The sequence below is a fragment of the Mycolicibacter minnesotensis genome, from assembly GCF_010731755.1.
In the GTDB taxonomy this organism is placed as follows: Bacteria; Actinomycetota; Actinomycetes; order Mycobacteriales; family Mycobacteriaceae; genus Mycobacterium; species Mycobacterium minnesotense.
The window spans coordinates 2,061,331-2,088,179 of the sequence record NZ_AP022589.1 but is presented as its reverse complement, the minus strand read 5'-3'; the positions used below and the strand labels follow the sequence as shown (position 1 = coordinate 2,088,179).

Here is a 26,849-nt window from a genome sequence, read left to right as displayed (position 1 = left end):
ATGTCCCAACCAAGTGGCCTGAGAAACATGGTGCGCGCGGTCGCTGGCGCGCTGCCCTTTGTTTCGCGCGCGCAAACCCTGCCGAATCGGACGCTGCGCGTCGACGCGCTGACCATCGATCCCAACCACGTCGCCGCCTACGCGGCCGTCACCGGCCTGCGTTTCGCCGACCAGGTACCGCTTACCTATCCCTTCGCGTTGACGTTCCCGACCGTGATGGAGTTGGCCACCGGGTTCGATTTCCCGTTCGCGGCGATGGGCTCGGTGCACACCGAGAACCGGATCACCCGCCATCGCCCGATCGCTGTCACCGACACCGTCGCAGTCACGGTGCACGCAGAGAATCTGCGGGAGCATCGCAAGGGCCTGCTGGTCGACATCGTCACCGACATCAGCGTCGGCAACGACCCGGCCTGGCATCAGGTGACGACGTTCTTGCACCAGCAGCGCACCAGCCTGTCCGACGAGCCGAAGCCCGCACCGGCCAAGCAGCCCAAACTGGGACCGCCCAACGCGGTGCTGCGGGTGACGCCGGGACAGATTCGTCGCTACGCGTCGGCCGGCGGCGATCACAACCCGATCCACACCAGCTCGATCGGCGCCAAGCTGTTCGGGTTTCCCACCGCGATAGCGCACGGGATGTTCTCCGCAGCAACGGTTCTGGCCAACATCGAAGGCGCGCTTCCGGACGCGGTGGACTACACGGTGCGGTTCGGCAAACCGATGTTGCTTCCGGCCAGCCCAGGGCTCTACGTCGACAAGGTCGAGGGCGGCTGGGATCTTTCACTACGCAACGTCTCCAAGGGCTACCCCTACCTGACCGGGGCAGTGCGGGCGCTGTAGCCGGCTGGACCTGAGGCCGCGGGCGGAGTTACCCGGCCGCGGCGGTGTCGCCGCCGTCGCGGCCTCCCGGAGCCTCCTTGAGCCCTCGCCAGAACAGGTCGATCATCAACTGGCCCGCTTCCTCGACGTCGGTGTCTCCGGTGCTGACCCGGCTGGCGATCGCTTCGCCAGCGCCCACCAGCGCCACTGCCATCAACTCGAAGTCGAGGCCCGGTTCGGGCTTACGTGTACCTGCCCGCAGCAACCGACCCACCAACTCGATGATTCGTTCCCGACCTTCGCGCACGGTGTGGGCGAACGCCTGCGAACTGGTGGCCTGGGTGTACATCACGATCCACGACGCCCGGTTGGCATCGATGTAGCGCAAGAATGACCGAATCGTATTGCGCAGCATGTCTTTCGGGGACTGTTGAAAATCGATATCAGTACGCACCGACTCGACGAAGCGACGCAGTTCGCGATCCAGACATGCCCCGAACAATTCCTCTTTGGAGCCGTAGTAGAGGTAGAGCATGGGCTTGGAGATCTGCGCGGCCGCGGCGATCGAATCCATCGACGTCTCGTGGTAGCCGTTCATCGAAAACATCTGCACCGCGGCGTCGAGCATCTGCTGTTCGCGCACGGCTCGCGGTAATCGCTTGCTACCAGCTGCCATCGCCTCGAGGTCCTTCCGCGCTCCCCCTCGGCACGATCTTACCGAAGAGTAACTTGTTTGCTGCCCGCGCCGCCGGAATCAACCGTGGCAGTGCGTACCGGGCAACTTGGCCGCGGCCACCCGCGCCAGCGAGGCCTCGACGGCCTCTTGCTTCAGCTCGCCGGCGGACAGTGCCTGCTCCAACCTGTCCAGCACCGCCGGCACCTCGTCGGTGGTGACCCACAGCGCAATGTCGACACCGGCCGCCAAGCTGCGCAGCACCGCTTCGGCGACCCCGTAGTGCTCGGTGATCGCCGCCATCGACGACAGGTCATCGCTGAACACCGGGCCGTCGAAGGCCGGCCCGTGGTAGTCGGTGCCGGTACGCAGCAGCGCGACCGCAGCAGGGCTCAGACTGGCTGGATCTTCGGTCAGCCCGGGCACCTCGAGGTGACCCATCATCACCGCCACCGGGGCCTGGGTGACCAGGGTGCGATAGGGCACCAAGTCGTTGTCCTGCAGCTGCGTCAGCGGCGGGGTGATCACGGCTCCTGCGGTGTGCGAGTCCCCGGAGCCGTGGCCGTGGCCGGGGAAGTGCTTGAGTACCGGCAACAACCCGGCGTCACGGAGCCCCTGCGCGTACGCTCCGGCGTACTCGGTGACCTTGGCCGGGTCCGAGCCGAACGAACGATCACCGATCACCGTGTCGTCATCGGTGTCGGAGTCCACCACGTCGACGACCGGTGCGAAATCGACAGTGATACCGAGGTCGGCCATCTTGCGGCCCCGCTCGGCCGCCAGCTCACGGACCTTCTCGGCGCTGCGGGTCTGCGCCAATTCCTTGGCCGACGGCGACGTCCCGATCAGCGACGACAGCCGCGACACGCGGCCGCCCTCCTCGTCCACGCTGACGGCCAGCGGCAGCGGGCCGGATGGCGCTTGGCTTGCCTTGATCTCCTTCAACGACCCATCGGTGAGCAAGGCCAGATCGGTCCAACTGCCGATGAAGATGCCGCCGACGTGGTGATCGGCAACCACGGCACGTGCATCCGCCGCGTCGCGGACCCCCACCATCACCAGCTGGGCCAGCTTGTCGCGGGCCGACAGTGCCGCCACCCCCTCGCAAACCGGGTCCGCGGGTGCGGCGGTCGACGGTGTTGCCGGGGATGCCTCAGACGTGGGCGCCGACTTCTCACGATCGTGCGAGCATGACGTGACAAGGGCGGGCAGCAGCGCGGCGCTCAGCAGCAGACCGGGCAGTTGGCGAGTCAGCGATCCAGGCATCGCACCATGCTGTCACGGCCGGAACCGCCGGGCTCATGCGGCGGCCCCAGCCTCGCCTCTCCTACGTCGAGCCCCACTGAACCGCCGGGCTCATGCGGCGGCCCCAGCCTCGCCTCTCCTAGGTCGAGCCCCACTGAACCGCCGAGCACCAGAGGCCCACGTGCTAGTTTGGCGGGCGGGGGCCAGCGGGGGCTGTGTTTGACGGTGCCCCAGATCTACGTCGCGAGAATTGCAGGAGGAGCCTGACCATGCCTCGGTTCGTGGTACCGGCCGCCATCAGCATCGTCGTGGGGGTGTTGCTGGGCGCGGCGGCCGTCTTCGGGGTCACGCTGATGGTGCAGCAAGACACCAAGCCCCAGATTGCCGGCGGCGACCCGCAGTCTTCGGTACTGAACAGGGTGGAATACGGCAACCGCGGCTGACCTGCGCACGCCGGCAACATCCGATACTCCGCCGACGACGTCGCAGGCAGTGACACCGCTGCGCCGCCGCTGGTTGTGGCTGGTCGGCACGGTCGCACTGGCCTGCAGCCTGCTGCAGGCACCCGGCCGCATCTCTCCGGACACCAAGCTTGATCTCACCGCGGCTCCGCTGCGCTTTCTGGCTCGCGCCATCAACCTGTGGAGCAGCGAGTTGCCGTTCGGCCAGGTGCAGAACCAGGCCTATGGCTACCTCTTCCCGCACGGCGCTTTTTTCGCGGTCGGCGACCTGATCGGGTTGCCCGGCTGGATCATTCAGCGGCTCTGGTGGGCGGTGCTTCTCACGGTGGCGTTCTGGGGCCTCCTACGGGTGGCTGAGACGTTGCGGATCGGGACACCGACGGCGCGGTTGATCGGCGCCGCGGCGTTCGCCCTGTCACCCCGAGTGTTGACCACTCTGGGGTCGATCTCCTCGGAGACCTTGCCGATGGCGCTGGCCCCGTGGGTTTTGCTACCGGTCATCCGGGCTTTGGGCGCGCCAGGCGATCCCGAGGCGGACCCGCCGGAACGGCCTGCCCGGATGCTCGCCGGCCAGGCTGGGGTCGCGGTTGCGCTGATGGGCGCCGTGAACGCGGTCGCGACGTTGGCGGGTTGCCTGCCGGCCATCATCTGGTGGCTGTGTCATCGCCCGAGCCGACGCTGGTGGCGCTTCACCGGCTGGTGGCTGGCGGCCCTGATGCTGGCCGTGACGTGGTGGCTGGTGGCGCTGGTGTTATTGGGCCGGGTCAGCCCGCCGTTCCTGGATTTCATCGAATCGGCCGGTGTCACCACCAGGTGGACTTCGCTGACCGAGATGCTGCGGGGTACACACAGTTGGACGCCGTTCGTAGCGCCGAACGCCACGGCCGGGGCGCCGCTGGTCACCAGCCCGGTGATGATCCTGGGCACCTGCCTGGTGGCAGCCGCAGGTCTGGCCGGACTGACCGGCCTGCTGTCACGGCGGACACCCGGCGCCGGTCGGCTGGTCACCATGCTGCTGATCGGGGTGACGCTGCTGGCCGTCGGCTATGCGGGTGGACTGGGCTCGCCGCTGGCCCACGCGGTGCAGAACTTCCTCGACGGCACCGGCGCCCCGCTGCGCAACCTGCACAAACTCGAGTCGGTGATCCGGATTCCGGTGGTGCTGGGCCTCATCCACCTGCTGGGCCGCATCCCGCTGCCCGGCAGCGCGCCCGCGCTGGTGTGGCGCCGCGCGTTCATCCACCCCGAACACCACAAGCCCGCCGCAGTCGGCCTGGTGGTCCTCACGGCCCTGCTGGTCGCCACCTCGCTGGCCTGGACCGGCCGGCTGACCCCGCACGGGACCTACAGCGCGCTTCCGCAGTACTGGCGTGATGCCGCCAATTGGCTTACCGAACACAACGGTAGTGGTCCCACACCCGGCCGGGTCCTGGTGGCGCCGGGGGCCCCGTTCGCCACCCAGACCTGGGGCACCAGCCATGACGAGCCCCTGCAGGTCCTCGACGTCGGCCCGTGGGGGGTGCGCGACTCGATTCCGCTGACCCCGCCGCAGACCATCCGGGCGCTCGACTCGGTACAACGCCTGTTCGCCGCCGGCCGTCCGTCCGCCGGCCTGGCCGACACCCTCGCCCGGCAGGGCATCTCCTACCTGGTGGTGCGCAACGATCTGGACCCCGACACCTCACGCTCGGCTCGGCCCCTGTTGGTGCATCGCGCCGTCGACGGCTCACCCGGACTGCGGCGGGTGGCCCAGTTCGGCGATCCGGTCGGGACGGGCACGGTCCCCGGTTTCGTCGCGGACAGCGGACTGCGGCCGGCTTACCCAGCGATCGAGATCTACCGTGTCGGGGACCCGGCCGCCGCCAACCCAGGCGCGCCATATCTGACCGACCTCGACGCGATGCCGCGGGTCGACGGCGGACCCGAGGTACTGCTGCGACTCGACGAGCACCAACGCCTACGAGGCGAGCCGCCGCTGGGACCCGTCCTGATGACCGCCGATGCCCGGCGCGCAGAACTGGGCACACCGGTCGTCACCGTCACCGACACGCCGCTGTCCCGCGAGACCGACTACGGCCGGGTCGACGACAACGCGTCGACGATCCGGGCGGCCGGCGACCCCCGGCACACGCTGAGCCGGGTGCCGGACTATCCGACTCCTGGAGCCAGCACCGTGTTCGGCGGGTGGATGGGCGGCCGCCTCACCGCGTCCAGCTCGTCCTCGGACGCCACCACGTTGCCCGATGTGGCCCCGTCGACCTCACCGGCCTCTGCCATCGACAGTGACTCGGGAACAGCGTGGGTGTCCAATGCGCTGCAGACGGCTGTCGGCCAGTGGCTGCAAGTGGATTTCGATCACCCACTGACCAACGGCACCATCACCTTGACCCCCAGCGCGACGGCCGTTGGCGCGCAGGTACGCAGGATTCAGATCTCCACGGTCAATGGCACCACGACGCTGCGGTTCGACCGTGCCGGTGAGCCTCTCATCGCGGCCCTGCCCTACGGCGAGACACCGTGGGTGCGGATCACCGCAGCGGGCACCGACGACGGCTCACCGGGGGTGCAGTTCGGAATCACCGATCTGGCCGTGACCCAATACGACGCTTCGGGTTTCGCCCACCCGGTGGACCTGCGCCACACAGCCGTGGTTCCAGCGCCACCCGCCGGTGCCCAGGTGACGCAGTGGGACCTTGGCGCTGGGCTACCGGGCCGGGTCGGCTGTGCGCCGGCCGCCGGCGCGGTTCGCTGTGCAGCGTCGATGATGCTGGAGCCCGAGGAACCCGCCTCCTTCAGCCGCACCCTCAACGTCCCCCGCCCCATGCAGGTGACCCCGACCGTCTGGGTGCGGCCCCGCCAGGGACCGAACCTGATCGACCTGATCGCCGAGCCGGGCGTCCTCCGGGCCCGCGGTGACGCCGATGTTCTCGACGCATTGGGGGCGGCCTATGCCGCTGCTGACGGAGATCCCGGCACCGCGTGGACGGCGTCGCAACGCGTGGTCGCGCACCACACCCCGCCGACGCTGACCATCACCTTGCCCCGGCCGGTCAAGGTGACCGGGGTGCGGTTCACGCCCAGCCAGTCTCCCCTGCCGGCACGTCCCACCCTGGTGGCCATCGACCTGGGTTCGGGGCCGCAGGTCCGGGAGCTGACGGACGCCGACACTGAGCAGGTGAGGCTGCTGCCACGGGTGACCGACACGGTGGCCATCAGCCTGCTGGCATGGGAGGACGTGATCGACCGCACCGCGATCGGCTTCGATCAGCTCAAACCGCCGGGGTTGTCCGAGGTCAGTGTGCTCGGGCCCGATGGCCGGCCCGTCGCTCCCGCCGATCCCGCCCGCAACCGGTCACGTGAGGTCCGGGTCGACTGCGATCACGGGCCCATCCTCGCGATCGCGGGCCGTTTCGTGCACACCTCGATCAGCACCACAGTGGGGGCGCTGCTCGACGATAAGCCGATACCGGCACAGGCGTGCGATCAACGTCCGATCGCGTTGCCCCCCGGCGCGCAGGAGTTGATGGTCAGCCCCGGTCCGGCTTTTGTCATCGACAGTGCGCTGCTGTCCGGGCCGCCGGTGGCCCCCCATGGTGCCGCCACCACTCCCGCGATGCTCGGCAGCTGGGGAGCGGAACGGCGTGAGGTGCAGGTTCCCGGGTCGTCAGCCGCTCGGGTACTGGTGGTCCCCGAGAGCATCAACAACGGATGGGTGGCCCGTGCACCAGACGGCGCCCGGCTGACACCGGTGGTGGCCAACGGCTGGCAACAGGGTTTCGTACTGCCTGCGGGCACCGACGGCACGATCACCCTGACGTTCGGGCCCAATCGGATGTACCGGCTGGGCATGGCCATCGGGCTGGCGCTGTTGCCGTTGCTGGCGTTGCTGGCCTGGTGGCCGGCTCGTCGGCGACCCGATCCAGGCCCGCCGGTGCAGCCTTGGCAGCCGAGTCGCAATGCGGCGGCTACCGCGGCGCTGACGGTGGGCTTTCTGATCGCCGGGGTCATCGGAGCGGCGGTGTTCGGGGCCGCGCTGGTCTTGCTGCTGGCGTTACGAGATCGGCAGCGAGCCTTCGATGCCGCACGACTCGGGTTGAGTTCCGGTGGCCTGATTTTCGCGGGCGCGATGCTGTGCCGGCATCCCTGGCGGTCGGTGGAAGGCTATGCCGGCCATTCCGCGGGGGTACAGCTTGCGGCCCTGGTCTCCATGGCGGTCCTGGCTGCCACGGCGGTGGTTGCACGCGGCGGTCGCAAGCTCGACGAAGTCGAGGGCAGCGGGCCACCGCAATAGGCCCAGCCGACGGAGTCGGACGACGCGGGCCAGCGCCCACAGGCGCAGGGATCCGCTACTGCGCGGCCTCGAGCTTCTCGATCTGGGTGTTGAACAGCTTCACCAGGTCTTCTTCCTGCGCCGGCTCATCCGAATCGTCGCTGTCCATACGCAGACCGACGTTGTTGCTGGTCGCCACGACGAGCACCCCACGGTAGTAGCCCGAGATGGTGGCGGCCGTGATCGAGATCGGCAATCGGCTGGCGGCTTTGCTCGCGCTGGTGATCACTGTCGCGACCGCCCACGGAGGCACTCCCTCCGCATCGAGGGAATTCAGTTGGATGTCGGTGGTCACCGACCGCCCGCCCTGTTCGAAGGTCTGGGTGAACGTCTTGCACTTGTCCACCAATTGCTTGAGATTCGGGTGGTCCGGCGTGAGCGCCAGGCGCACCCGCATGGTGCGCAGGCCACCGGGCTGCAGCTTCGCCAAGGTCGCGGTCGCCGTCTGTGTGGCGGTCGACGGGCTGGAGTAGAAGTCCGCGCATTCCGGCGGGTCGACGTTCAGGTTCGGCATGTCCGACGGCGCGTCGCCGGCGCTGTCCACCCCGCTGATCCACTTGCCGCCGGTCGGGTCCGGGAACGCGGCCCGCTCCACCAACATCTCCGAGGTCAGAGTCGTGATATCGGGCTTGCGGGACGGCTTGTCCTCCGCGGTGAGCCGGCCGCCGAAACTCAGAACCAGTCCCACTACCACCGCGAGCGCCACCGCGGCCGCCCCCAGCGACAGCCACAAGCCCTTGCGTGAGGTGGGCTCGGGAGGCGGCCACGGCGCGCCATAAGGCGGGTATGCGCCCGGTGGGACGCCCGCACCGTCTTCCACCCACAACTGCCAGCCGGGCGGCGGGGGCGGCCACGTCGGATCCGGCGCCCAGTTGGCGTCCGGCGCCCAGCCGGGTGGGGCGGGCGGCCAGTTGGGCGGTGGGTTGAAACGCATCAGGCAACTCCCGTTATCGATGTACTGACGCTGGCTCGTCGCGAGCCTACGCGGTCAGAAGATGGCAGGCTGGACACGCAGTCGTCCTTTCGCAGCGCCCCGTAGGAGGTTCCGCGTGCCCGCCACACCCATCGCCACCACCAATCCGGCCACCGGCGAGACGGTCAAGACCTTCCCCGCCGCCAGCGACGCGGAAGTCGACGCCGCCATCGCCCGCGCGGCGAAACGCTTCATCGAATACCGTCGCACCGATTTCGCGCAGCGCGCCCGGTGGATGCACGCCGCGGCCGATCTGTTGGAGTCCGAAGCCGATGACGTCGCCGCCCTGATGACCCTGGAGATGGGCAAGACCCTGACCTCGGCCAAAGCCGAGGCCCTCAAGTGCGTCAAGGGCTTCCGCTACTACGCCGACAACACTGCGACGCTGCTCGCCGACGAGGTGGCCGACGCATCGAAGGTCAATGCGTCTCGGGCATTCGCCCGCTACCAACCTCTCGGGGTGGTGCTGGCGGTCATGCCGTGGAACTTCCCGCTGTGGCAGGCGGTGCGGTTCGCCGCCCCTGCTTTGATGGCCGGCAATGTGGGACTGCTCAAGCACGCGTCGAACGTGCCTCAGACCGCGCTCTATCTGGCCGACCTGTTGGCCCGCGGCGGTTTTCCCGAAGGCTGCTTCCAGACCCTGCTGATCTCCTCGGGCGCCGTCGAACGCGTCCTGCGCGACCCCCGGGTGGCGGCGGCGACCCTGACCGGCAGTGAACCTGCCGGACGGTCGGTCGCCGCAATCGCCGGTGACGAGATCAAACCCACCGTGCTGGAGTTGGGCGGCAGCGATCCGTTCATTGTGATGCCCTCAGCCGACGTGGACTCCGCGGTACGCACCGCCGTAACGGGGCGGGTGCAGAACAACGGCCAATCTTGTATCGCGGCGAAGCGATTCATCGTCCACACCGATATCTACGACGACTTCGTCGCCGCGTTCGTCGCCCAGATGTCCGCGCTTCGGGTCGGCGATCCGACCGACCCGGACACCGATGTCGGGCCGCTGGCCACCGAAGGGGGCCGGGACGAGGTCGCCCAGCAGGTTGATGCCGCCGCCGCCGGCGGCGCGGTGATCCGTTGCGGCGGCAAGCGACTGAACCGGCCCGGCTGGTTCTATCCGCCCACGGTGATCACCGACATCACCCGCGACATGCCGATCTTCACCGAAGAGGTTTTCGGCCCGGTGGCATCGGTATACCGAGCCCGCGACATCGACGAGGCCATTGCGATCGCCAATGACAGCCCGTTCGGGCTGGGGTCCAACGCCTGGACCCGCGACGAGGCCGAGATCAGCCGTTTCTCCGACGAGATCGAAGCCGGTCAGGTCTTCATCAATGGGATGACGGTGTCCTATCCGGAGTTGCCGTTCGGTGGCATCAAGCGATCCGGATACGGCCGAGAGCTCTCGGCGCACGGCATCCGCGAGTTCTGCAACCTCAAGACGGTGTGGGTGGCCTGAGTAAGGCGATCAGCCCGCTGCGAGTTTGGCGGCGACGCCCACCACCCGAGTGGCCAGGTGGTCCAGTGCCGCCAGGGTGGCCTCGTCCAGCGGATTCTGGTTGTCCGGCCCGGTGATGTGCCCCACGCCGTACGGGTTGCCGTCGGCGAACTTGATCGGGTCGGTGTAGCCCGGCGGCACCAGGATGCCACCGAAGTGCATGAGGGACACGTAGAGGTTCAACAGCGTGGCTTCCTGCCCACCGTGTGCGGTCTGACTTGAGGTGAAGCCGGCATAGACCTTGTCGGCGAGTTCGCCTTTGGCCCACAGCCCGCCCAAACCATCGAGAAAGTTGCGGAACTGCGCCGCGGGGGAACCAAAGCGGGTGGGCGAGCCGAAGATCACGGCGTCGGCCCAGACGACGTCGTCGCCGGTGGCTGCGGGCAGGTCCTTGGTGGCCGCGTGGTTGGCGGTCCACGCCGGGTTGCCGGCGAAGGTCTCCGGATCGCGGGTCTCGGCGACGTGCCGGACCCGGACCTCCGCACCGGCCGCCTCGCCGGCTTGAGCCACCCGCTGCGCCATTGCGGTGCCGTGGCCGGTGGCCGAGTAGTAGATAACCGCCAATTTCGTCATTGCCATCTCTCCCTTGTCTGTCGTGTCGGGTTGGTCAGCGCGTGCCGGTCAGCAGGCCCTGAATCTCGGTCAGTTCGTCGGTGAACTTCTCCGGGTGCGGCCGTGGGCCGCTCGCGCGCACCAGGCGAGCGAAATCTCTGGCCGCGGTGGCGATTCGTACGGACAGGGCCGAGCCGGCCCGATCCGCTCCGAAGTCCGCGGTGGCGGCGTAGACCCCGGTGGGCGAGACCAGGGCATGCAGATAGCTGAACATCGGGCGCAGCGCGTGATCAAGCACCAGCGAGTGCCGCTCGGTGCCCCCGGTGGCCGCAATCAACATCGGCAGCCCGTCCAGGGTCCGCTCGGGTAGCACGTCGAAGAACGACTTGAACAACCCACTGAACGTGGCGTTGAACGTCGGTGTCACCGCGATCACCCCATCACTGCCGGCGATCGCGTCGAACACCTCGGCCAGCTCCGGCGCGGCGAACCCGGTCAGCATGGCGTCGGTGATCGCACGGGCCAGTCGGCGCAGCTCGATGACCTCGATGTCGGCCCGGTCCAGTTCGTCGCCCACCGCCGCAGCCAGCCGGTCGACCAACAGGCGGGTGGTCGACGGCTCACGCAGGCCGCCGCTGATCGCAACCACTCTCATGACGCCTCCTGAATCTGGGTTTGCCGCGCCGCGGCGAGCAAGGACTGATGCGTCGGCGCACCGGGAACGTGCGCGGGCCGGCCTACGGCGAACTCCTTGCGCAGCACCGGAATGACATGCTCGCCCAGCAGATCAAGCTGCTCCAGAACCGTCTTCAGCGGCAGACCCGCATGGTCCACCAGGAACAGCTGGCGCTGGTAGTCACCGACGTAGTCCCGGAAGCGCAAGGTCTTGTCGATCACCTGCTGGGGCGACCCGACCGTCAGCGGCGTCTGGGCACTGAACTCCTCCAGGCTCGGACCATGCCCGTACACCGGGGCGTTGTCGAAGTACGGCCGGAATTCGTTCACGGCGTCTTGGCTGTTGGGCCGCAGGAACACCTGGCCGCCCAGACCGACTATGGCCTGGTCGGCGCCGCCGTGGCCATAGTGCTCGAAGCGCTGGCGGTACAACTGCACCATTCGCTTGGTGTGTGACGGCGGCCAGAAGATGTGATTGGCGAAAAACCCATCTCCGTAATGCGCTGCTAGTTCCGCGATTTCGGGGCTGCGGATCGACCCGTGCCAGACGAATGGGGGAACTCCGTCTAGCGGGCGCGGCGCCAGGGTGAACCCGCGCAGCGGGGTGCGGTACTCCCCGCTCCAGTCCACGACGTCGTCGCGCCACAACCGGCGCAACAACTGGTAGTTCTCCACGGTCAGCGGCAGCGCGGTGCGGATGTCCTTGCCGAACCAGGGATAGACGGGGCCGGTGTTGCCCCGCCCCAGCATCAGGTCCACCCGGCCGTCGGCGAGATGCTGCAGCACGCTGTAGTCCTCGGCGATCTTCACCGGGTCGTTGGTGGTGATCAGCGTGGTGGAGGTGGTCAGCGCGATCCGCTCGGTCTGTGCCGCAATGTAGCCCAGCAGCGTCGTCGGCGACGACGGCACGAACGGGGGGTTGTGGTGCTCGCCGGTGGCGAACACGTCCAGGCCGACCTCCTCGGCCTTCTTGGCGATCGTGACGGTCGCCTTAATCCGTTCTGCCTCGGTCGGCGCGCGGCCGGTAGTCGGGTCGACGGTGACGTCTCCGACGGTGAAGATGCCGAACTGCATACCGGTGCTCGTCACGGCGGGGCCTCCTTGGCTCGTTGTTGATCACTCTAGCTGATAGTTGCGAACGCAACTATTTTTTGTGACATTCCCGACCGTGCCGCAGCTAAAGCGGGCCAGCAGACCTGGATGGTCATCGTGAAATCAACTATATTTGGAGGATGGAGACCCGATGGCTCAGCGAGGAGGAGCAGCGGATGTGGCGCGGCTACCTCGACAGCACGCGACTGTTACTGCGGAGTCTGGACCGGCAGCTGACCGCCGACGCGGGCATCAGCCTGGCTGACTTCGAGATCCTGGCGCTGCTGTCGGAGGCTCCGGCGCACCGACTACGAATGAACGAGCTGGCCGACATGACCGTGACGACGCGCAGCGGAGTCACCCGCGCAGTCAAGCGACTGACCGACGCCGGCTGGGTACAGCAGGTCAAGTGCGAGGAGGACAAACGCGGCTTGTTCGCCGAGCTCACCGGATCGGGCGCCGACAAGCTACGGGCAGCCGCGCCCGGCCATGTCCACGCGGTGCGCGCGGGCCTGTTCGACTCGCTGAGTCCCCGCGAAGTGGAGCTGTACACCCACTCCTACGCGCGAATCCGCGACAACCTGCTGTCGCGCTAGGAGATTCTCGGCGAACACAACCGGCCGCCGGAGAAGCTCCCTACGATCGGGCCATGTCGCAATGCCATACGGCGCGTGGGCCGATCGACACCGCAGATCTGGGCGTCACCTTGATGCACGAACACGTGTTCATCATGACCACCGAGATCGCCCAGAACTATCCGGAGGCCTGGGGCGACGAGGACACCCGGGTGGCCGATGCGATCACCCGACTGGACCAGTTGAAGGACGCCGGCGTTGACACCATCGTCGACCTGACCGTGATCGGACTGGGCCGTTACATCCCGCGGATCGCCCGGGTGGCAGCCGGAACCGAACTCAACATCGTGGTCGCCACCGGCATCTACACCTACAACGACGTGCCCTTCTTCTACCACTACCGCGGCCCCGGCACCCTGCTGGACGGCCCGGAGATCATGGCTGACATGTTCGTCCGCGATATCGAGTCCGGCATCGCCGATACGGGGATCAAAGCGGGAATCCTCAAGTGCGCCACCGACGAACCCGGCGTGACCCCCGGGGTGGAGCGGGTCCTGCGCGCAGTCGCGCAGGCCCACCGCCGCACCGGGGCACCGATCTCCACCCATACCCACGCCGGCTTGCGCCGCGGCCTCGAGCAACAGCGCATCTTCGAAGAGGAAGGCGTCGACCTGTCCCGGGTGGTGATCGGGCACTCCGGGGACAGCACGGACCTGGGCTATCTGGAGGAGCTGATCGCGGCCGGTTCGTATCTGGGCATGGACCGATTCGGCATCGACGCGATCCTGCCGTTCGAGGACCGGGTCAACACGGTGGCGCAGCTGTGCGAGCGCGGCCACGCCGACAAGATGGTGCTCTCCCACGACGCGAACTGTTACTTCGATGCGCTACCCGGCGAACTGAGTTCGGTGACCGCCCCGAACTGGCATTACCTGCACATCCACAACGACGTGATCCCGGCCCTGCGGCAGCGTGGCGTCACCGATGAACATCTGCACACCATGCTGGTGGACAACCCGCGCAGAATACTGGCGCACAGCGGCGGCTACTGACCCCTCGCCGTCACCGCACCGGGGAGCGGCAATGCCAGCGACCTGGCCAGTGCGTGCAGCCGCTCGCGGGTGGCGGCGGCAGGATCGCTGAGCCGCAGCTGCAGGAGTTCGCGCGCCGCGGCCTGCAATACCCGGGCGGTGTAGTCGGGATCGGGTAGGTCGGGGTAGCTGCGCAGCAACTCCCCAGCTAGGTAGGCGCGCACGATTTCCTGCGCCTGCCCAAGACGCTGGTGCAGTTCCGGGGGTGCGCCCTGCGGCGGGAAGAGGAACAGTCGCCAGGTCGCAGGATGCGCATCGGCGGCTTGAACCACACTGTCGAATCTGTCGACCAGGTCGCCGTCGCCGCCCGCCGAATCCGCCCCTGCGGCGATCACCTCGGCGAACTGGGCGCCCGCCCGCGCGACCTCGCGATCGATCAGGGCGACGAAGAGGCCAGCCGGGTCTCCGAACTGCTGGTAGATGAGGGAGCGGTTGATGCCCGCCTCACTCGCTATCCGATTCGGAGTGGCGGCGTGGAAACCCTCTGCGTCCACGATCGCGTGGGTGACGTCGAGGATCTGACGCCGCCGGGCCTCGGCGGTCAAACGCCGCCGTGACTGCCCCGAAGTCATGGTTGACAGCCTAACTAACAGTCTGTTACTTGTGTAACTTACAATATGTTAGTTCCCTGGAGACGCGTCATGCCTAAGTACTACCCCGAGCTGGCCCAACGTGTGCGCAGTCAGCGCGAGCTGCAGCCCGGCCTCTACGGCGATATCGACTTCGACACTCAGCCCTTCCGCACCACCACCGATCCAGCTGACCGATCCTCCCTACCGGAGTGGGTCGCCGACCGCGCTCCCTACCTGTCCGACGAGCGAGCCGTCGAGCTGATCTGCATCGCGACCCTGCTCGGGGACGTGGTGGCAGACCCCTATGCGAGCCTGATGTCCGAGTACAGCGTCGCGTCCCTGATCGGCATGCTTCAGTTGGCCTGCCGGAAAGGCATCGACGCGGTCGCCGACGCACCGCCCGAGTTGGTGGCATTCATCGCCGACATGGAAGCGACACCGCCGTGGCTGGACATGAAGCTGGTGCGTGAGGGCGCGCGGTACTCGCGAGTCCCAGCGGCCTTGCTCGCGCCGTTCGTCACCCGGGGCGCCTTCATCGCCACCTTCGTCAACACCTACGCGGCGCTGCCGATGGCACTGACCGGCGCCTTGTCCGGCCGCCGTTCGGCGCGTCGGGTCAACGAGACCACCAGCTTCTTCGCCGTAACCACCCTGCCCGGGGCCTTGGAGCGCCATGGTCGCGGCTTCGAGGCGGCGGCCATGGTGCGCCTGATGCACTCGATGGTTCGCTACAACGCGCTCAAACGTTCCGCGAAGTGGGACGCCGATGTCTACGGCATTCCGGTGCCTCAGGTCGACCAGATGCCGGCCGGCATGATCAATCTCTACCTGCTGGCCACGGACGCCCAGCGCGCAGGGCGCACCGAATTCACCAAAAGCGAACGCGCCGTTGTCGAATTCACCCGCTACCGGGCGTTTCTTCTCGGTCTGCCCGAGGAACTGCTGCCGACCACCCCGGGCGAGATCATTCACCTCTTTCATACCCGCGCGGCGCTGCTGCGCGACGACTTCGACGACGCCACCTGCGGGGAGATGGTGCGCTCGACCATGGCCGCCTACCTGCGACCGGTCGACACTCGATGGGAACGTATCGCCGATGCGGTCGAAAAGAGCTACAGCAAAACAGCATTCACCAAGGCGTTCTGCAACGGCGACCGCGCAGTCGCCAAGACCATGGGCGTCTCCATAGGTGTGGGCGACTACCTGCGCGTCGGGATGACAGCACCGTTCATCATCGGGCGTCTGATGGCAGTGCGGTGGGCCAACCGGGTCCCGGCGCTGCGTCAGATGACCGACGACTACATGGTGCGGCTCGTCAAGCTCCGACTGAATACCTATGGCAAGCCCGAATTCACCAGCGACGCAGACGACTACACGCCCGCTGGGCAGCTGGCCTGAGGTCCCCCGTCACCAGACCAGGCGGGCCAGGTAGGTCTGCGCGTATTCCCGGACGGCGGCGGTGTCGTTGATATCGAGCACACCCGCGCGGTTGGTGAGCAGTGATCCCACCAGGCGCACCAAGATCTCCGCGGCGGTCAGGACCGTGTCGTCGGGCATGGTCACGCCACACAGCCGCAGCGTCGCAGCGACCAGGTGACTGGCACGCAGCAGCGCTTTTTCGCCGCTGGGCGTGTTGATGCCGACGAGCAGTTCCGGCTCGGTCTCGATGATCGCGGTGGCCAGCGGGCTTTCGGTGATGCGGCGCATCGCCAGGGTGAAGCACTCCACGATTGCACCTGCGGCGTCCTGCGCCCGGGCGGCCTGGCCCAGCTCGACAAAGAGGGCCTGGGTATCGGTCTCCACGAGCTGTTCGAAGAGCGCTTCCTTGGTGGGGAAGTGCCGGTACAACGTTCGCCGGCTCACGCCGGCACGCTGGGCGACCGAATCGATGTTGGCTCGGCGAAACGCATGCCGCGCGAACTCCACCCGGGCGGCGTCGAGGATGGCGCCCGCCGTGCCACTCACGGGTTCGCCGACCTTGACTACTGCCGGACCGGCCATCTCGTTCATCCTGTCATGTTGCGAGTGAGCTGGACCGGCGCGCAGACCGCGGTCGGGACGCCCCCACGTGTTATCGTGGCACAAATACATGAATTTGTGTCATTGTGCAGAGGATCTGCTAGCAACCGGAGGTCTTGGATGTCCACGCACTACCCCGAGCTCCACGAGCGCGTCCGCCGTCAGGCCGAGCTGCTGCCCGAGCTCTACGGTGGCCTGGACTTCGATGTGCAGCCCTACCGCACCACGACCGACCCCAACGACGTCGCGTCGCTGCCGGGCAAGCCCGAAACCCGAGCAAAGCTGCTGGCCGACGAGGCCGCCGTCGAGCTGATCACCACGGCCACCTGGCTGGGCGACGTGGTGTCAGACTCCTACGCGGCACTGATGGGCCAGTACAGCGTCAGCACCCTGATCGGCATGCTCAAGCAGGCTTGCCGGCAAGGTATCGACACGGTGCCCGACGCCCCGCCGGAGTTGGCCGCGTTCATCGCCGACATGGAGTCCACACCGGACTGGCTGGACATGGACCTGGTGCACAAGGGCGCCGAGCACTCCCGGCTCCCGATGGCTCTGCTGGCACCGTTCGTGGTCCGCGGCGCATTCATCGCGACCTTCCTCAACACCTACGCCGCGCTGCCGATGGCGCTGACCGGCGCACTGTCGGGCAAGCGTGCCGCCGGACGGGTCAACGAGACCACCAGTTTCTTCGCGGTCACCACGCTGCCGGGCGCGCTGGACCGGTACGGACCGGGCTTTGAGGCGGCCGCCATGGTGCGGCTGATGCACTCGATGGTCCGGTTCAACGCACTCAAGCGCTCCCCGAAGTGGGACATCGGCATCTACGGGCTGCCGATTCCGCAGATCGACCAGATGCCGGCCGGGATGATCAACCTCTTCGTGCTGGCGATGGACGCCCGTCGCCAGGGACGTACGGAGTTCACGTCGAGCGAGCGCGCCCAGGTCGAGTTCACCCGCTACCGCTGCGTTCTCCTGGGCCTGCCCGAGGAGATGCTGCCGACCACACCCGACGAGATCATCCGCGTGTTCAGTGCCCGCGCTGCGCTGCTGCGCGACGACTTCGACGACTCCACCTGCGGGGAGCTGGTCCGTTCGACGATGGCCGCCTACCTGCGGCAAGAGAACACCTTGAGTGAGCGTATCGCCGACGCGGTCGAAAAGAGCTACAGCAAAGCCTTTTTCGTCAAGACGTTCTGCGGTGGAAAACGCGACGTCGCCGCCAAGATGAGTGTCACCCTCAGTGCGGGTGACTATCTGCGGATCGCCCTGACGGCACCGTTTGTGACCGGCCGCCTCCTGCTGGTGCAACAGGCCGTACGCATCCCCGGCCTGCGCGGCCCGACCAACGCCTACGTACTCCGACTGCTCAAGAAGCGGCTCAAGGCCTACGGAACGCCCGAATTCACCAGCGACGCGGCCGAGTACACCCCGTCCGGCAGGGCCGCCTGAGCGCCCTCGCCACGTACCGTCGGGTGCCGAGTCTCCCAGCCGCGTAGCTTCTCGCGGCACGGCTGCTCCACCAAGGCGTAACTGACCGCGGCGATCGCGACGGTGAAGGCCATCGTCAGCGCCAGCACGACCGCCATGACCCCGGTGAACGCGAAACGGCCGATCACCGGGAACACCATGTCCAGCGCCGCCAGGTGCCAGATGAAGATTCCGTAGGACCAACGACCCAACGTCACCATCGGCGCACTGCCCAAGAACCGGTGCCGCACGTCGGGGCGATCCAGCACCAGCGGGGCCAGCAGCGACCACGCCAGCACACCGCCCATGGCGGTACGCACGATGAACTGGCCGACCGTGGCCGAGGTCAACCCTTCCGGCCCTGCCAGCGGTGACGCCGCCACCAGAAACGCCACCAGGGTCACGCCTGCCATCGGCAGCCGCCGACGCGCCAGCCGGTGCACCCAGCCGACCGGGGTGTAGACCCACTCGGCCAGCAACATGCCCGCCCCGAACCAGCAGCCGTAGGCGGGCGCCCAGTTCAGCGGGTTCACCCCGACCGGTGTGTGGATCCGCAGAAAACCCCACCCCAGGCTCAGCAGCGCCAATCCCGCGATCGCCGGGATCCGGGCACGAACCGGTAGCCGGCGGGCCCCCCAGGCCAAGAACGGCAGCATCAGATAGAAGCTGACCTCGACCGCCAGGCTCCACATCTGGGTCAGTCCCGGCGTCAGCGTCAACGGAATGTAGATCTGCGTCAGCGTGAGATTCGCCAGCCAGACGGTCAAGCTGGCCCCGCCCGCATCGGGCAGCAGCGCCAGTATCACCACCACCGACACCAGGTAGGCCGGCAGGATCCTCACCACCCTCGACCTCAGGTAATGCCCGGTGGGCGGCGTGGGACGCAGCCCACGGGCAGCCGCCGCATGGCCCCGCCACAGCAGGAATCCGCTCAGCGCGAAGAACACCGCCACCGCCATGTCGAAGCGGCCCCACAACCGGCCGCTGATGCCCGACGAATGTCCGGTCTGAAACGCGACGTGGGTGATGACCACCCCGATTGCCGCGCAGGCGCGCATACCCTCGACAGCGGGCAGGAAGCTGCGTGCGCCACCCACCTGCTGTTTCATCTGATTTCCGACCGGGGCATCGATGGACACACAGTAGCTGTTTCATCTAGTGCTGTTAGGGTCGAACAGATTTAGGTACGGATTTAAGGAGGAAGCGGCGACGTGAACCGAGCAATCATGATGCGTATCGCGGCATGCGCAGTCATGGGCCTCGGCGCCGCCCTGATGGTCGCGGCAATGTTGCTGTCCACCTACACGGTGGGCAAGATCGCCAAGATCCCGCTGGACATCGATGTCACCCTGATCGGCAACGGCAGCGGCGCCGCACTGGACCCGGAGTCCCTCGGTGGTGAACACGCCATCGTCGATCAGGACGTCCCCCTGGTATCCCAGCAGCAGATCACCGTCGAGTCGCCTGCCAATGCCGACGTGGTGACCCTGCAGGTCGGCTCGTCGTTGCGGCGCGCTGACCGGCAGAGGGAAGCCGGCCTGCTGCTCGCGATCGTCGACACCGTGACCCTGAACCGTACGACCGCGCAGGCCATCTCCGATGACACTCACCCGGGTGGCTCGGTGCAGCGGCCGCGCAACTTCGAAGACGAAGCTCCGCCCACCAACATCGCACTGCCTCACGAGGGACTGACGTACCGGTTCCCGTTCGAGACCAAGAAGCAGTCCTACGAGTACTTCGACCCGATCGCGCAGAAGGCATATGAGGCCAACTACGAGGCCGAGGACGACGTCAACGGGCTGACCACCTACCGGTTTGTGCAGAACGTCGGCTACGACAGTGACGGCAGGCTGGCCGAGCCGGTCCGTTACCCCTCGCTGTACGGCCACGACGAAGACGGTGAGATCACCGCCCCCGGCCGGATCTGGAACATCGAGGGCGCCGACCCCGACGAGGACGTCACGATGACGCGGTACTACGCCGCGCAGCGGACGATGTGGGTGGACCCGGTCTCGGGCACCATCGTGAAGTCGAAGGTGCACGCCAACCACTACTACGCCCGCGATCCGCTCCAGCCGGAGGTCGCGCTGGCCGACTACACGGTCACCAGCGCCGAGGAGACCATCGAAGCGCAGGTCAACGCGGCCCGCAACGAGCGCGACCGGTTCGCGCTGTGGTCCCGCATCCTGCCGATCACCTTCGCCGCCGCGGGGTTGATCTGCCTGATCGGAGGGGTGCTGATCGGCTGGTTCAGCCTGCCGGCCGAGGCCGCTCTGGCCCGTGCCGGTCGCGATGGCTCCGAAGGTGGGTTCTTCGGTGGATTCGCACCCAAGGCACCGATGGCAGAACGTCCTTCCGGAGCTGAGGCTGAGACCGAGAAGCTGCCGACGCAACGTCCCCAGCTGGACCGCCCGGCGGGGCCACCGGAATCGAGCCCCTCGGATTCGGTTCCCGACCAGCCGTAGTTCCGCTGTGGTGCGAGCCGGGCGCTGGGTTGCGCCGTGCTATGCACTCGGGCTGACTCTGCTCATCCTGGCGCCCCTGCTGCGCCCGGGTTACTTCCTGATGCGCGACGCCGTCTCGACACCGAGGTCGTACCTGACCGGATCGGCTCTGGGGCTGGGCGAAGCGGCTCCGCGCGCGGTGCCGCAGGACTTCGCGGTGGCGCTGGCATCGCGGATGTTCGACGGCGGCTACGTGGTCAAGGCGCTGCTGTTCGCGGGTCTGTGGCTGGCAGGCTGCGGTGCCGCACGCCTGGCGGCGGAGGCGCTTGCCGATGCCGGGCTGCCCGGTCAGCTGGTGGCGATCACCGTGGCGCTCTGGAATCCCTATGTGGCCGAGCGCCTGCTCCAGGGCCATTGGAGCCTGCTGGTCGGCTACGGCTGTCTGCCCTGGGTGGCGGTGGCCATGCTGAGATTGCGTTCCGGCGCCTCCGGGCTGTGGGGGTTGGCGTTCTTCCTGGCATTGGCCGGGTTGACCCCGACCGGGCTGATCCTGGCCGCGGTGGTGGCGCTGGTCTGCGTCGCGGGGCCCGGCGTCGGACCGCCACGCTGGTGGTGCACGGTGAGCACGATGGCGATCGCGGCAACGGCCGCACTGCCCTGGCTGATGGCGTCGGCACTGAGCTCGGGGTCCGCGCGCGGCGAGGCGCTCGGAGCGGCGGTGTTCGCGGCGCGTGCGGAGCCCGGGCTGGGCACGCTGGGCAGTCTTGCCGGGCTCGGCGGGATCTGGAACGCCGAGGCGGTTCCCGGCTCACGCCGAACGGCTTTCGCGCTGGTGGCGACCGCAGTGTTCGTCGGTGTGCTGGCGCTGGGGTGGTCCTCGGTCCGAGACCTGCCTGCGGTGCGGCCGCTGCTGATCCTGGCGGGCGCGACGGTGCTGGTTTTCACCCTGTTGGCCACCGGGCCAGGCCTGGTCGCGCTGCGCTGGGCGACCGATGTCGTGCCCGGGCTCGGCATGCTGCGCGACGGCCAGAAGTGGGTGGCGCTGGCGGTGCCGGGCTACCTGTTGGCCGGGGCCGGAGCGGTCCTGGGCCTGCGGGATCGGTTGCCGCCGGCGCGGGCGGCCCTGGCGTGCTGCCTTGCTCTGCTGGTCGTTCTGCCTGACTTGACCTGGGGAGTGGCCGGTCAACTGACTCCGGTGCAGTATCCGCCGGGGTGGGCAGCGGTGGCGGCCAAGATCAACGCCGACCCGCGACCGGTAGCGGTATTGCCGGCCGACACCATGCGCCACTTCTCCTGGGCCGGTTCGGCTCCGGTACTCGATCCGTTGCCCCGCTGGGTGCGTGCCGAGGTGCTCACCACCGGCGATCTGACGGTCGGTGGCCAGACGGTGCCGGGCGAGGGCACTCATGCCCGCGAGGTGCAGGAGGCGTTGTTGTCCGGGGCCGAGCCCACCACGCTGGGCGTGCAGGGAGTGGGCTGGGTGGTCAACGAGACAGCCGTGGACGGCGAGATCGGCGCGGCAGCCAAGACCCTGACTCGACTGCCGGTGTCCTACCGCGACGCCGACCTGACCCTGTACCGGGTCGGTGGGCGCGCGCCCAAGGTCGCGGCCGGCCAGCGCCGGGCCGCCATGGTCGCGCATCTGGTGTGGCTGACCCTGCTCCTGGTGGGCGCGGGCGGGCTGGCGGTGGCGTCGATGCGGCGACGCGTGCGCGACTAACGGCGAAGCTCGCCGTGCAGGACGGTCACGGCGTGACCGATCAAGATGACCCGGTCGCCGTCACAGCGAACCCGCAGTTCACCGCCGCGCCCTGAGGCCTGCTCGGCCGAGAACTCCTCCACCCCCAGGCGCGGTCCCCACAGCGCGGCCAGAGTGCAGTGCGCTGATCCGGTCACCGGATCCTCGGGCACTCCGAATCGGGGCGCGAACACCCGGCTCACGACGTCGGCGCCGCCGTCACCGGCCGCCGTCACCACGATCGCGCGGGCATCAACCTTCGCTAACGACGCCGTGTCCGGTTGCAGCGCACGGACCTCGGCGGCCGATCCGGCCTCCACAACCACATCCAGGTTTCCCCGCCACACCGACCGGATGCTCACCTGGGGCAAGCCCGCCACCAGCTCCGGTGTCGGCGACTCGCCGCGCACCGGATCCGCCGGAAATCCCATACTGATCGCACCATCGGCATCCGTCGTGCACGACAGCAACCGGGAGCCCGCCTGGAAGGACTGCTCCCCGCCCAGGACATGCGCACTGGCCAGGGTTCCCGAGCCGCACAACGCCAATTCGGCCACCGGGCTGAACCACCGCAGAGCTCGTGGACCGGACCCAGCATCGGCTGGTCCGATGAAAGCTGTTGCCGGGTGGTTGAACTCTGCCGCCACCGCCTGCATCCACGAGGTCTCGGCCGGGCCATCCAGCAGCACCACACCGGTGGGGTTCCCCCGGAACCTGACCGCCGTAAACGTGTCGACTACATATGCCGCTACGGGCACCTAGACGTCCAGAAAGCGGGAACGCACGTCGGGAGACGGCACCGGACAGGTGTCATGGCGGCCACCGAGCCGGTAGCGGATCGCGGCGAAGCGGTCGTAGAGCCAATCACGCAGTCCTGCCGGAATCAGGCGCGCCGCCAGCAGCAGCCGAAAGGGGCCACCGAGATAGCTCAGCACCTGCAGAGCCGCAGCCGACCGCACAGCGATTCGCTCATCGGGCCGGTCAGGGTTCTGCACGAAGACCATCGAGTCGAGATCCTGCAGACCCGGATGGCGCTCGATGACGCTGCGAGCGAAGTCACTGTCTAGTGCCGCAAATCGCAGCGTGCCCCGCCGGTCGAACCGCAGGATCGTCTGGACCGATCGATTGCAGATTCCGCAGACGCCGTCGTAGAGCAACACCGGCATAGCGTGATCGTCGGGCATCGCCGCACCTTCCGCTGTCTGCACACTGCTACGGCCAGTATGCCCCGGTAGGACGTCCGACACCGAGATAGGGTCACGGCGTGGAGCACACGGCGACCGAGATCGCGGCCGCGGTTCAGCGCGGCACGCTGACGGCCCGAACCGCTACGGAGCAGGCACTACACCGGATCGAGCAGACGCAGCCGGCGTTCAACGCGTGGCAGGTGATCCGCCACGACGCGGCTTTGGCCGAGGCGGACGACGTCGATGCCCGCGCCGACCGCGGTTCGCTCCCGCTGGCGGGCGTTCCGATCGCCATCAAGGACAACATCGCCGTCGCCGGCGAACCGATGCGCGACGGCTCACTGGCCACGATCGCCACGCCGCAGAGCTCCGACCACGAGATCGTTCGCCGTCTCCGCGCGGCCGGCGCGGTAATTGTCGGCCTCACCCGTGTCCCCGAGCTCTGTGTTTGGGGCGCAACCGATTCCGCCTTCGGCGTGACCCGCAATCCGTGGAATCCCGAGCGCACCCCCGGAGGCTCGTCCGGAGGCTCCGCGGCCGCGGTCTCGTCCGGGGCGGTGCCCATCGCCCATGGAAACGACGGCATGGGCTCGATTCGGATCCCCGCGGCGTGCTGCGGTCTGGTGGGACTCAAGCCTGGTCTCGGGGTCGTGCCGGTTGGCGAGGCGCAGACCTCGTGGGGAGGTATGTCGGAGAACGGACCGCTCGCGACCACGGTCGCCGATGCAGCGCTGATGTTCTCGGTGATGGCCGATAACCCCGGCGCGGCGCAACTGATCGAACCGTCCGCGTTGCGGATCGCCGTGTCGACGTCGGCTCCCGGACCCGCAACGCCTGTCGCGCATGCGTGGGCCGAGGCGGCCCGTCGCAGCGCTGACCTGCTTCGCGCCGTTCACGTCGTTCGGTCGGCGACCCCGCGCTACCCGGCAACGCTGATGAGTACTACTGCCCTGGCGTTGTGGACAGCGGGTGTTGCCGCCGACGCACATGCGTGCACCGATATCTCACAATTGGAGCGGCGTAACCGTGTCCATGTGCGGATCGGCGATGTTGTCTACCGGCGCGGCCTTTCCCACCCCAAGGGGCGCGAGGTCTGGCGGCGCCGGGCGCTGGATTTCTTCACCGACACCGATGTCCTGATCACGCCGGCGCTGGCTCAACCTCCGATCAAGTCGCGTCGCTGGTCCGAGCGCGGCTGGCTCACCTCTCTGCTCGCCAATGCGCGATACGCCCCCTTCGCCGCACCGTGGAACATGGTGGGCTGGCCCGCGATGACCGTGCCCGCGGGACTCGACAACCACGGCCAACCGGTCTGCGTGCAGTTGGTCGGCAGACCCGGATCAGAACGGACGTTGTTGGGCCTCGCCGCTCAGCTCGAGCAGCTCCAGCCGTGGCGACGCACGCCCTGAGCAGACATCCACGGCGTAGCGAGCGCCGCACGCGTCAGATCACACCGCTGACGTAGCGGCGTTCTCGGACCGCCTCCAACACGGTGTGCAGGCCCTCGGCGCTCTGGCGCCAGGAGAATTCGGCGCTGCGGGCCTGCGCCTTGGCCCCGAGCTGCTCGCGCAGGACCGGATCGGTGAGCAGCCCATGCAGTTGCTCGATCAGCTCGTCGCGGTCATCGACCAACACCCCCGTGACGCCATCGACGATCGAATCGGTCAACCCACCGGAGGCCCGGTAGCCGATGGTGGGGACGCCGTGCTGGCCCGCTTCGATGACCGCCAAGCCCCAGCCCTCCTTACGGGAGGGCAGCACGTGCACCCACGCCCTTTGCACCAGTTCATGTTTGGTGACCTCGTCCACATGGCCGTGAAAGGTCACCGCGTCGGTGATCCCGAGTCCCGCGGCGTGCTCCCCCAACCGGTCATCCCACCAGCCGCCGCCGATCACGTCGAGATGCAGGCCCGGCACCCGGTCCCGCAGCGCGGCAACGGCGTCCAGGGCGTCCTCGATCTGCTTGTGCGGCACCAACCGGGACAGCACCACCACCCGCGGTGTTGCCGAACGGGGGTGTGCCAAGGTGTCCGGCGGCGCCTCATCCAGGCCGTTGCGCACCACGGCGATGCGTTCGGCGCCCACCCCGAGCTCGATCAGGTCGCGCACCGAGGGCAGCGAGACGGTCAGGTACTGGTTGCGCCGGTTCAGCCGGGGCGATAGCCGCGACTCCACCAGCCAGCCGATCCGGCTGAGCACTGGCCCGGCAACGGGCCACTGCTCACGGTGGCAGTGGTGCACCAGCACCGCGACCCGCCGCCCGTAGGCGAGCCGGGCCAGAAACGGCAACCCGTTCTGGGTGTCGATCACCGCGTCGGGCCGCACCCGCCGCAGCTGGCCAAGGCCGAACCGCGCGGCGACCATGGCGGCCCCCGCCCACAGATACACGGTGTACGGCCCGCCGCGGCGGTTGATGTGCACCCCGTCGACGACCTCACGTTTCGGCGCACCCGGGTAACGGGCTGTGCGCAGGGTGACCGCAACGCCGGCGGCGGCCAGCTCGGCACCGATGCGCTGGAGATAAGTCTCGCTGCCGCCGCCCTGCGGATGCCCGGTGTCACGCCAGCACAGCAGCAGGACCGAACGCACAGCAGACACGCCGACCAGGGTAGTCGTCTGATTCGGGGCCTAGGCTTGCCCGGTGGCTGGCACCGATCTGTTCGCGCGACGCGCGACGCTGACCCGGTCGGTGCGCCTGCTGTCGCAGTTCCGCTACGAACAGAGCGATCCGGCCCGGTTCTACGGCGCGCTGGCCGACGACACGGCCACCATGATCACCGACCTGTGGCGGGGCACGCGCGGCGACGAGCCGGCCGGCCGGACCCTACTGGACGTCGGCGGCGGGCCCGGCTACTTCGCCACTGCATTCGCCGAGACGGGACTGCGCTACATCGGTGTGGAGCCCGACGCGGACGAGATGCACGCAGCCGGACCGCGACCGGCCGCCGGCGCCGGTAGTTTCGTCCGGGCCTCGGGTATGGCGCTGCCGTTCGCCGATGCCAGTGTCGACATCTGCCTGTCGTCCAACGTCGCCGAACATGTGCCGCGGCCCTGGCAGCTCGGCGACGAGATGCTTCGGGTCACCCGGCCGGGCGGGCTGGTGGTGCTGTCGTACACGGTGTGGCTGGGCCCGTTCGGCGGGCACGAGATGGGCCTGACGCACTATCTGGGCGGACGGCGCGCCGCGCGGCGCTACACCCGCCGGCATGGCCACCCGCCGAAGAACAACTACGGCTCGTCGTTGTTCGCGGTGTCGGCCGCAGAGGGGCTGGACTGGGCCCGCCACACCGGCGCCTTGGTCGCGGCTTTCCCCCGCTATCACCCGCGATGGGCGTGGTCGATCACTTCCGCGCCGGGCATTCGCGAGTTCGGCGTGAGCAATCTCGTGCTGGTTCTAGAGCCCAACCGAACCCATTGACTGCAACGTGTTCTAAT

The 26,849-nt window shown here is 68.1% G+C and carries 24 protein-coding genes; 12 read left to right on the top strand and 12 right to left on the bottom strand.

The features are described from left to right. Positions 1 to 843: a MaoC/PaaZ C-terminal domain-containing protein gene (locus G6N09_RS09665; RefSeq protein ID WP_083026564.1), complete on the top strand. Its 843-nt coding sequence runs from the start codon at positions 1 to 3 to the stop codon at positions 841 to 843. 28 nt (positions 844 to 871) lie between these two features. On the opposite strand, the gene G6N09_RS09660 is transcribed toward G6N09_RS09665, so the two are convergent. Beyond that, a complete protein-coding gene (locus tag G6N09_RS09660; protein WP_083026479.1) occupies positions 872 to 1,498 on the bottom strand; it encodes a TetR/AcrR family transcriptional regulator in 627 nt (208 codons plus the stop codon). A 78-nt stretch (positions 1,499 to 1,576) separates the two neighbouring features. Then, positions 1,577 to 2,761 carry a glycoside hydrolase family 3 N-terminal domain-containing protein gene (locus tag G6N09_RS09655; protein ID WP_083026476.1) on the bottom strand — a complete coding sequence of 395 codons (1,185 nt, stop codon included), beginning with the start codon at positions 2,759 to 2,761 and terminating at the stop codon, positions 1,577 to 1,579. 248 nt (positions 2,762 to 3,009) lie between these two features. On the opposite strand from G6N09_RS09655, the gene G6N09_RS09650 reads away from it, so the two are divergent. Beyond that, complete coding sequence (locus G6N09_RS09650; protein ID WP_013827163.1) at positions 3,010 to 3,183, top strand: DUF2613 domain-containing protein; 174 nt, start codon at positions 3,010 to 3,012, stop codon at positions 3,181 to 3,183. A gap of 49 nt (positions 3,184 to 3,232) precedes the next feature. Continuing rightward, on the top strand, positions 3,233 to 7,492 hold the full coding sequence (locus G6N09_RS09645) for an alpha-(1->3)-arabinofuranosyltransferase (protein ID WP_109558945.1): 4,260 nt from the start codon (positions 3,233 to 3,235) through the stop codon (positions 7,490 to 7,492). Positions 7,493 to 7,547: 55 nt separating this feature from the next. On the opposite strand, the gene G6N09_RS09640 is transcribed toward G6N09_RS09645, so the two are convergent. Further along, complete coding sequence (locus G6N09_RS09640; RefSeq protein ID WP_083026474.1) at positions 7,548 to 8,465, bottom strand: hypothetical protein; 918 nt, start codon at positions 8,463 to 8,465, stop codon at positions 7,548 to 7,550. 115 nt (positions 8,466 to 8,580) lie between these two features. On the opposite strand from G6N09_RS09640, the gene G6N09_RS09635 reads away from it, so the two are divergent. After that, on the top strand, positions 8,581 to 9,963 hold the full coding sequence (locus G6N09_RS09635; RefSeq protein ID WP_234807039.1) for an NADP-dependent succinic semialdehyde dehydrogenase: 1,383 nt from the start codon (positions 8,581 to 8,583) through the stop codon (positions 9,961 to 9,963). 9 nt (positions 9,964 to 9,972) lie between these two features. Here the strand turns inward: G6N09_RS09635 and wrbA are convergent, their stop codons facing one another. From wrbA to G6N09_RS09620, 3 genes are read right to left on the bottom strand one after another with little or no spacing between them, the layout of a single operon-like run. After that, the gene (wrbA, locus tag G6N09_RS09630) at positions 9,973 to 10,575 is read right to left on the bottom strand and encodes an NAD(P)H:quinone oxidoreductase (protein ID WP_083026470.1); all 603 of its coding nucleotides are present in this window, start codon (positions 10,573 to 10,575) and stop codon (positions 9,973 to 9,975) included. Between the two features lie 34 nt (positions 10,576 to 10,609). Then, on the bottom strand, positions 10,610 to 11,209 hold the full coding sequence (locus G6N09_RS09625) for a CE1759 family FMN reductase (RefSeq protein ID WP_083026468.1): 600 nt from the start codon (positions 11,207 to 11,209) through the stop codon (positions 10,610 to 10,612). After that, positions 11,206 to 12,303 (bottom strand): LLM class flavin-dependent oxidoreductase, encoded by a 1,098-nt coding sequence (locus tag G6N09_RS09620; RefSeq protein WP_083026561.1) that lies wholly within the window; start codon positions 12,301 to 12,303, stop codon positions 11,206 to 11,208. The genes G6N09_RS09625 and G6N09_RS09620 overlap by 4 nt, the downstream gene beginning before the upstream one ends. 158 nt (positions 12,304 to 12,461) lie before the next feature. Here G6N09_RS09620 and G6N09_RS09615 point away from each other — a divergent pair, with 158 nt between their 5' ends. Next, complete coding sequence (locus tag G6N09_RS09615) at positions 12,462 to 12,917, top strand: MarR family winged helix-turn-helix transcriptional regulator (protein WP_083026466.1); 456 nt, start codon at positions 12,462 to 12,464, stop codon at positions 12,915 to 12,917. A 53-nt stretch (positions 12,918 to 12,970) separates the two neighbouring features. Beyond that, the gene (locus G6N09_RS09610) at positions 12,971 to 13,948 is read left to right on the top strand and encodes a phosphotriesterase family protein (RefSeq protein WP_083026464.1); all 978 of its coding nucleotides are present in this window, start codon (positions 12,971 to 12,973) and stop codon (positions 13,946 to 13,948) included. Here the strand turns inward: G6N09_RS09610 and G6N09_RS09605 are convergent. Next, entirely contained in the window at positions 13,942 to 14,559 is a 618-nt protein-coding gene (locus G6N09_RS09605) for a TetR/AcrR family transcriptional regulator (protein ID WP_083026462.1), read from the bottom strand. The two genes, G6N09_RS09610 and G6N09_RS09605, sit on opposite strands and share 7 nt — an antisense overlap. Positions 14,560 to 14,628: 69 nt before the next feature. On the opposite strand from G6N09_RS09605, the gene G6N09_RS09600 reads away from it, so the two are divergent. After that, a complete protein-coding gene (locus G6N09_RS09600) occupies positions 14,629 to 15,957 on the top strand; it encodes an oxygenase MpaB family protein (protein WP_083026460.1) in 1,329 nt (442 codons plus the stop codon). Between the two features lie 9 nt (positions 15,958 to 15,966). On the opposite strand, the gene G6N09_RS09595 is transcribed toward G6N09_RS09600, so the two are convergent. Next, on the bottom strand, positions 15,967 to 16,560 hold the full coding sequence (locus G6N09_RS09595; RefSeq protein WP_083026559.1) for a TetR/AcrR family transcriptional regulator: 594 nt from the start codon (positions 16,558 to 16,560) through the stop codon (positions 15,967 to 15,969). A 138-nt stretch (positions 16,561 to 16,698) separates the two neighbouring features. On the opposite strand from G6N09_RS09595, the gene G6N09_RS09590 reads away from it, so the two are divergent. Next, a complete protein-coding gene (locus G6N09_RS09590; protein ID WP_083026458.1) occupies positions 16,699 to 18,027 on the top strand; it encodes an oxygenase MpaB family protein in 1,329 nt (442 codons plus the stop codon). Here the strand turns inward: G6N09_RS09590 and G6N09_RS09585 are convergent. Beyond that, on the bottom strand, positions 17,964 to 19,154 hold the full coding sequence (locus G6N09_RS09585; RefSeq protein WP_083026557.1) for an acyltransferase family protein: 1,191 nt from the start codon (positions 19,152 to 19,154) through the stop codon (positions 17,964 to 17,966). The two genes, G6N09_RS09590 and G6N09_RS09585, sit on opposite strands and share 64 nt — an antisense overlap. Positions 19,155 to 19,256: 102 nt before the next feature. Here G6N09_RS09585 and G6N09_RS09580 point away from each other — a divergent pair, with 102 nt between their 5' ends. Then, positions 19,257 to 20,510 (top strand): cell envelope lipid trafficking protein PgfA, encoded by a 1,254-nt coding sequence (locus tag G6N09_RS09580; protein ID WP_163752744.1) that lies wholly within the window; start codon positions 19,257 to 19,259, stop codon positions 20,508 to 20,510. 7 nt (positions 20,511 to 20,517) lie between these two features. Continuing rightward, on the top strand, positions 20,518 to 22,209 hold the full coding sequence (locus tag G6N09_RS09575) for an MmpA family trehalose lipid delivery protein (RefSeq protein WP_083026453.1): 1,692 nt from the start codon (positions 20,518 to 20,520) through the stop codon (positions 22,207 to 22,209). Here the strand turns inward: G6N09_RS09575 and G6N09_RS09570 are convergent. Next, positions 22,206 to 22,919: a PhzF family protein gene (locus G6N09_RS09570; protein ID WP_244959516.1), complete on the bottom strand. Its 714-nt coding sequence runs from the start codon at positions 22,917 to 22,919 to the stop codon at positions 22,206 to 22,208. The two genes, G6N09_RS09575 and G6N09_RS09570, sit on opposite strands and share 4 nt — an antisense overlap. Positions 22,920 to 22,985: 66 nt before the next feature. Then, on the bottom strand, positions 22,986 to 23,411 hold the full coding sequence (locus G6N09_RS09565; protein WP_083026448.1) for a thiol-disulfide oxidoreductase DCC family protein: 426 nt from the start codon (positions 23,409 to 23,411) through the stop codon (positions 22,986 to 22,988). Between the two features lie 80 nt (positions 23,412 to 23,491). Between G6N09_RS09565 and G6N09_RS09560 the strand changes: the two genes are divergently transcribed. Beyond that, the gene (locus tag G6N09_RS09560; protein ID WP_083026446.1) at positions 23,492 to 24,823 is read left to right on the top strand and encodes an amidase; all 1,332 of its coding nucleotides are present in this window, start codon (positions 23,492 to 23,494) and stop codon (positions 24,821 to 24,823) included. Between the two features lie 34 nt (positions 24,824 to 24,857). Here G6N09_RS09560 and G6N09_RS09555 read toward each other — a convergent pair whose 3' ends face one another. Next, positions 24,858 to 26,012 carry a glycosyltransferase family 4 protein gene (locus G6N09_RS09555; RefSeq protein ID WP_083026444.1) on the bottom strand — a complete coding sequence of 385 codons (1,155 nt, stop codon included), beginning with the start codon at positions 26,010 to 26,012 and terminating at the stop codon, positions 24,858 to 24,860. 43 nt (positions 26,013 to 26,055) lie between these two features. Here G6N09_RS09555 and G6N09_RS09550 point away from each other — a divergent pair, with 43 nt between their 5' ends. Beyond that, on the top strand, positions 26,056 to 26,832 hold the full coding sequence (locus G6N09_RS09550; RefSeq protein ID WP_083026441.1) for a class I SAM-dependent methyltransferase: 777 nt from the start codon (positions 26,056 to 26,058) through the stop codon (positions 26,830 to 26,832). Positions 26,833 to 26,849 lie beyond the last annotated feature (17 nt).

Coding starts and splice junctions, on each gene's coding strand:
- G6N09_RS09665 (WP_083026564.1), top strand. CDS start 1: ATGTCCCAACCAAGTGGCCTGAGAAACATGGTGCGCGCGGTCGCTGGC.
- G6N09_RS09660 (WP_083026479.1), bottom strand. CDS start 1,498: ATGGCAGCTGGTAGCAAGCGATTACCGCGAGCCGTGCGCGAACAGCAG.
- G6N09_RS09655 (WP_083026476.1), bottom strand. CDS start 2,761: ATGCCTGGATCGCTGACTCGCCAACTGCCCGGTCTGCTGCTGAGCGCC.
- G6N09_RS09650 (WP_013827163.1), top strand. CDS start 3,010: ATGCCTCGGTTCGTGGTACCGGCCGCCATCAGCATCGTCGTGGGGGTG.
- G6N09_RS09640 (WP_083026474.1), bottom strand. CDS start 8,465: ATGCGTTTCAACCCACCGCCCAACTGGCCGCCCGCCCCACCCGGCTGG.
- wrbA (WP_083026470.1), bottom strand. CDS start 10,575: ATGACGAAATTGGCGGTTATCTACTACTCGGCCACCGGCCACGGCACC.
- G6N09_RS09625 (WP_083026468.1), bottom strand. CDS start 11,209: ATGAGAGTGGTTGCGATCAGCGGCGGCCTGCGTGAGCCGTCGACCACC.
- G6N09_RS09620 (WP_083026561.1), bottom strand. CDS start 12,303: ATGCAGTTCGGCATCTTCACCGTCGGAGACGTCACCGTCGACCCGACT.
- G6N09_RS09615 (WP_083026466.1), top strand. CDS start 12,462: ATGGAGACCCGATGGCTCAGCGAGGAGGAGCAGCGGATGTGGCGCGGC.
- G6N09_RS09610 (WP_083026464.1), top strand. CDS start 12,971: ATGTCGCAATGCCATACGGCGCGTGGGCCGATCGACACCGCAGATCTG.
- G6N09_RS09605 (WP_083026462.1), bottom strand. CDS start 14,559: ATGACTTCGGGGCAGTCACGGCGGCGTTTGACCGCCGAGGCCCGGCGG.
- G6N09_RS09600 (WP_083026460.1), top strand. CDS start 14,629: ATGCCTAAGTACTACCCCGAGCTGGCCCAACGTGTGCGCAGTCAGCGC.
- G6N09_RS09595 (WP_083026559.1), bottom strand. CDS start 16,560: ATGGCCGGTCCGGCAGTAGTCAAGGTCGGCGAACCCGTGAGTGGCACG.
- G6N09_RS09590 (WP_083026458.1), top strand. CDS start 16,699: ATGTCCACGCACTACCCCGAGCTCCACGAGCGCGTCCGCCGTCAGGCC.
- G6N09_RS09585 (WP_083026557.1), bottom strand. CDS start 19,154: ATGAAACAGCAGGTGGGTGGCGCACGCAGCTTCCTGCCCGCTGTCGAG.
- G6N09_RS09565 (WP_083026448.1), bottom strand. CDS start 23,411: ATGCCCGACGATCACGCTATGCCGGTGTTGCTCTACGACGGCGTCTGC.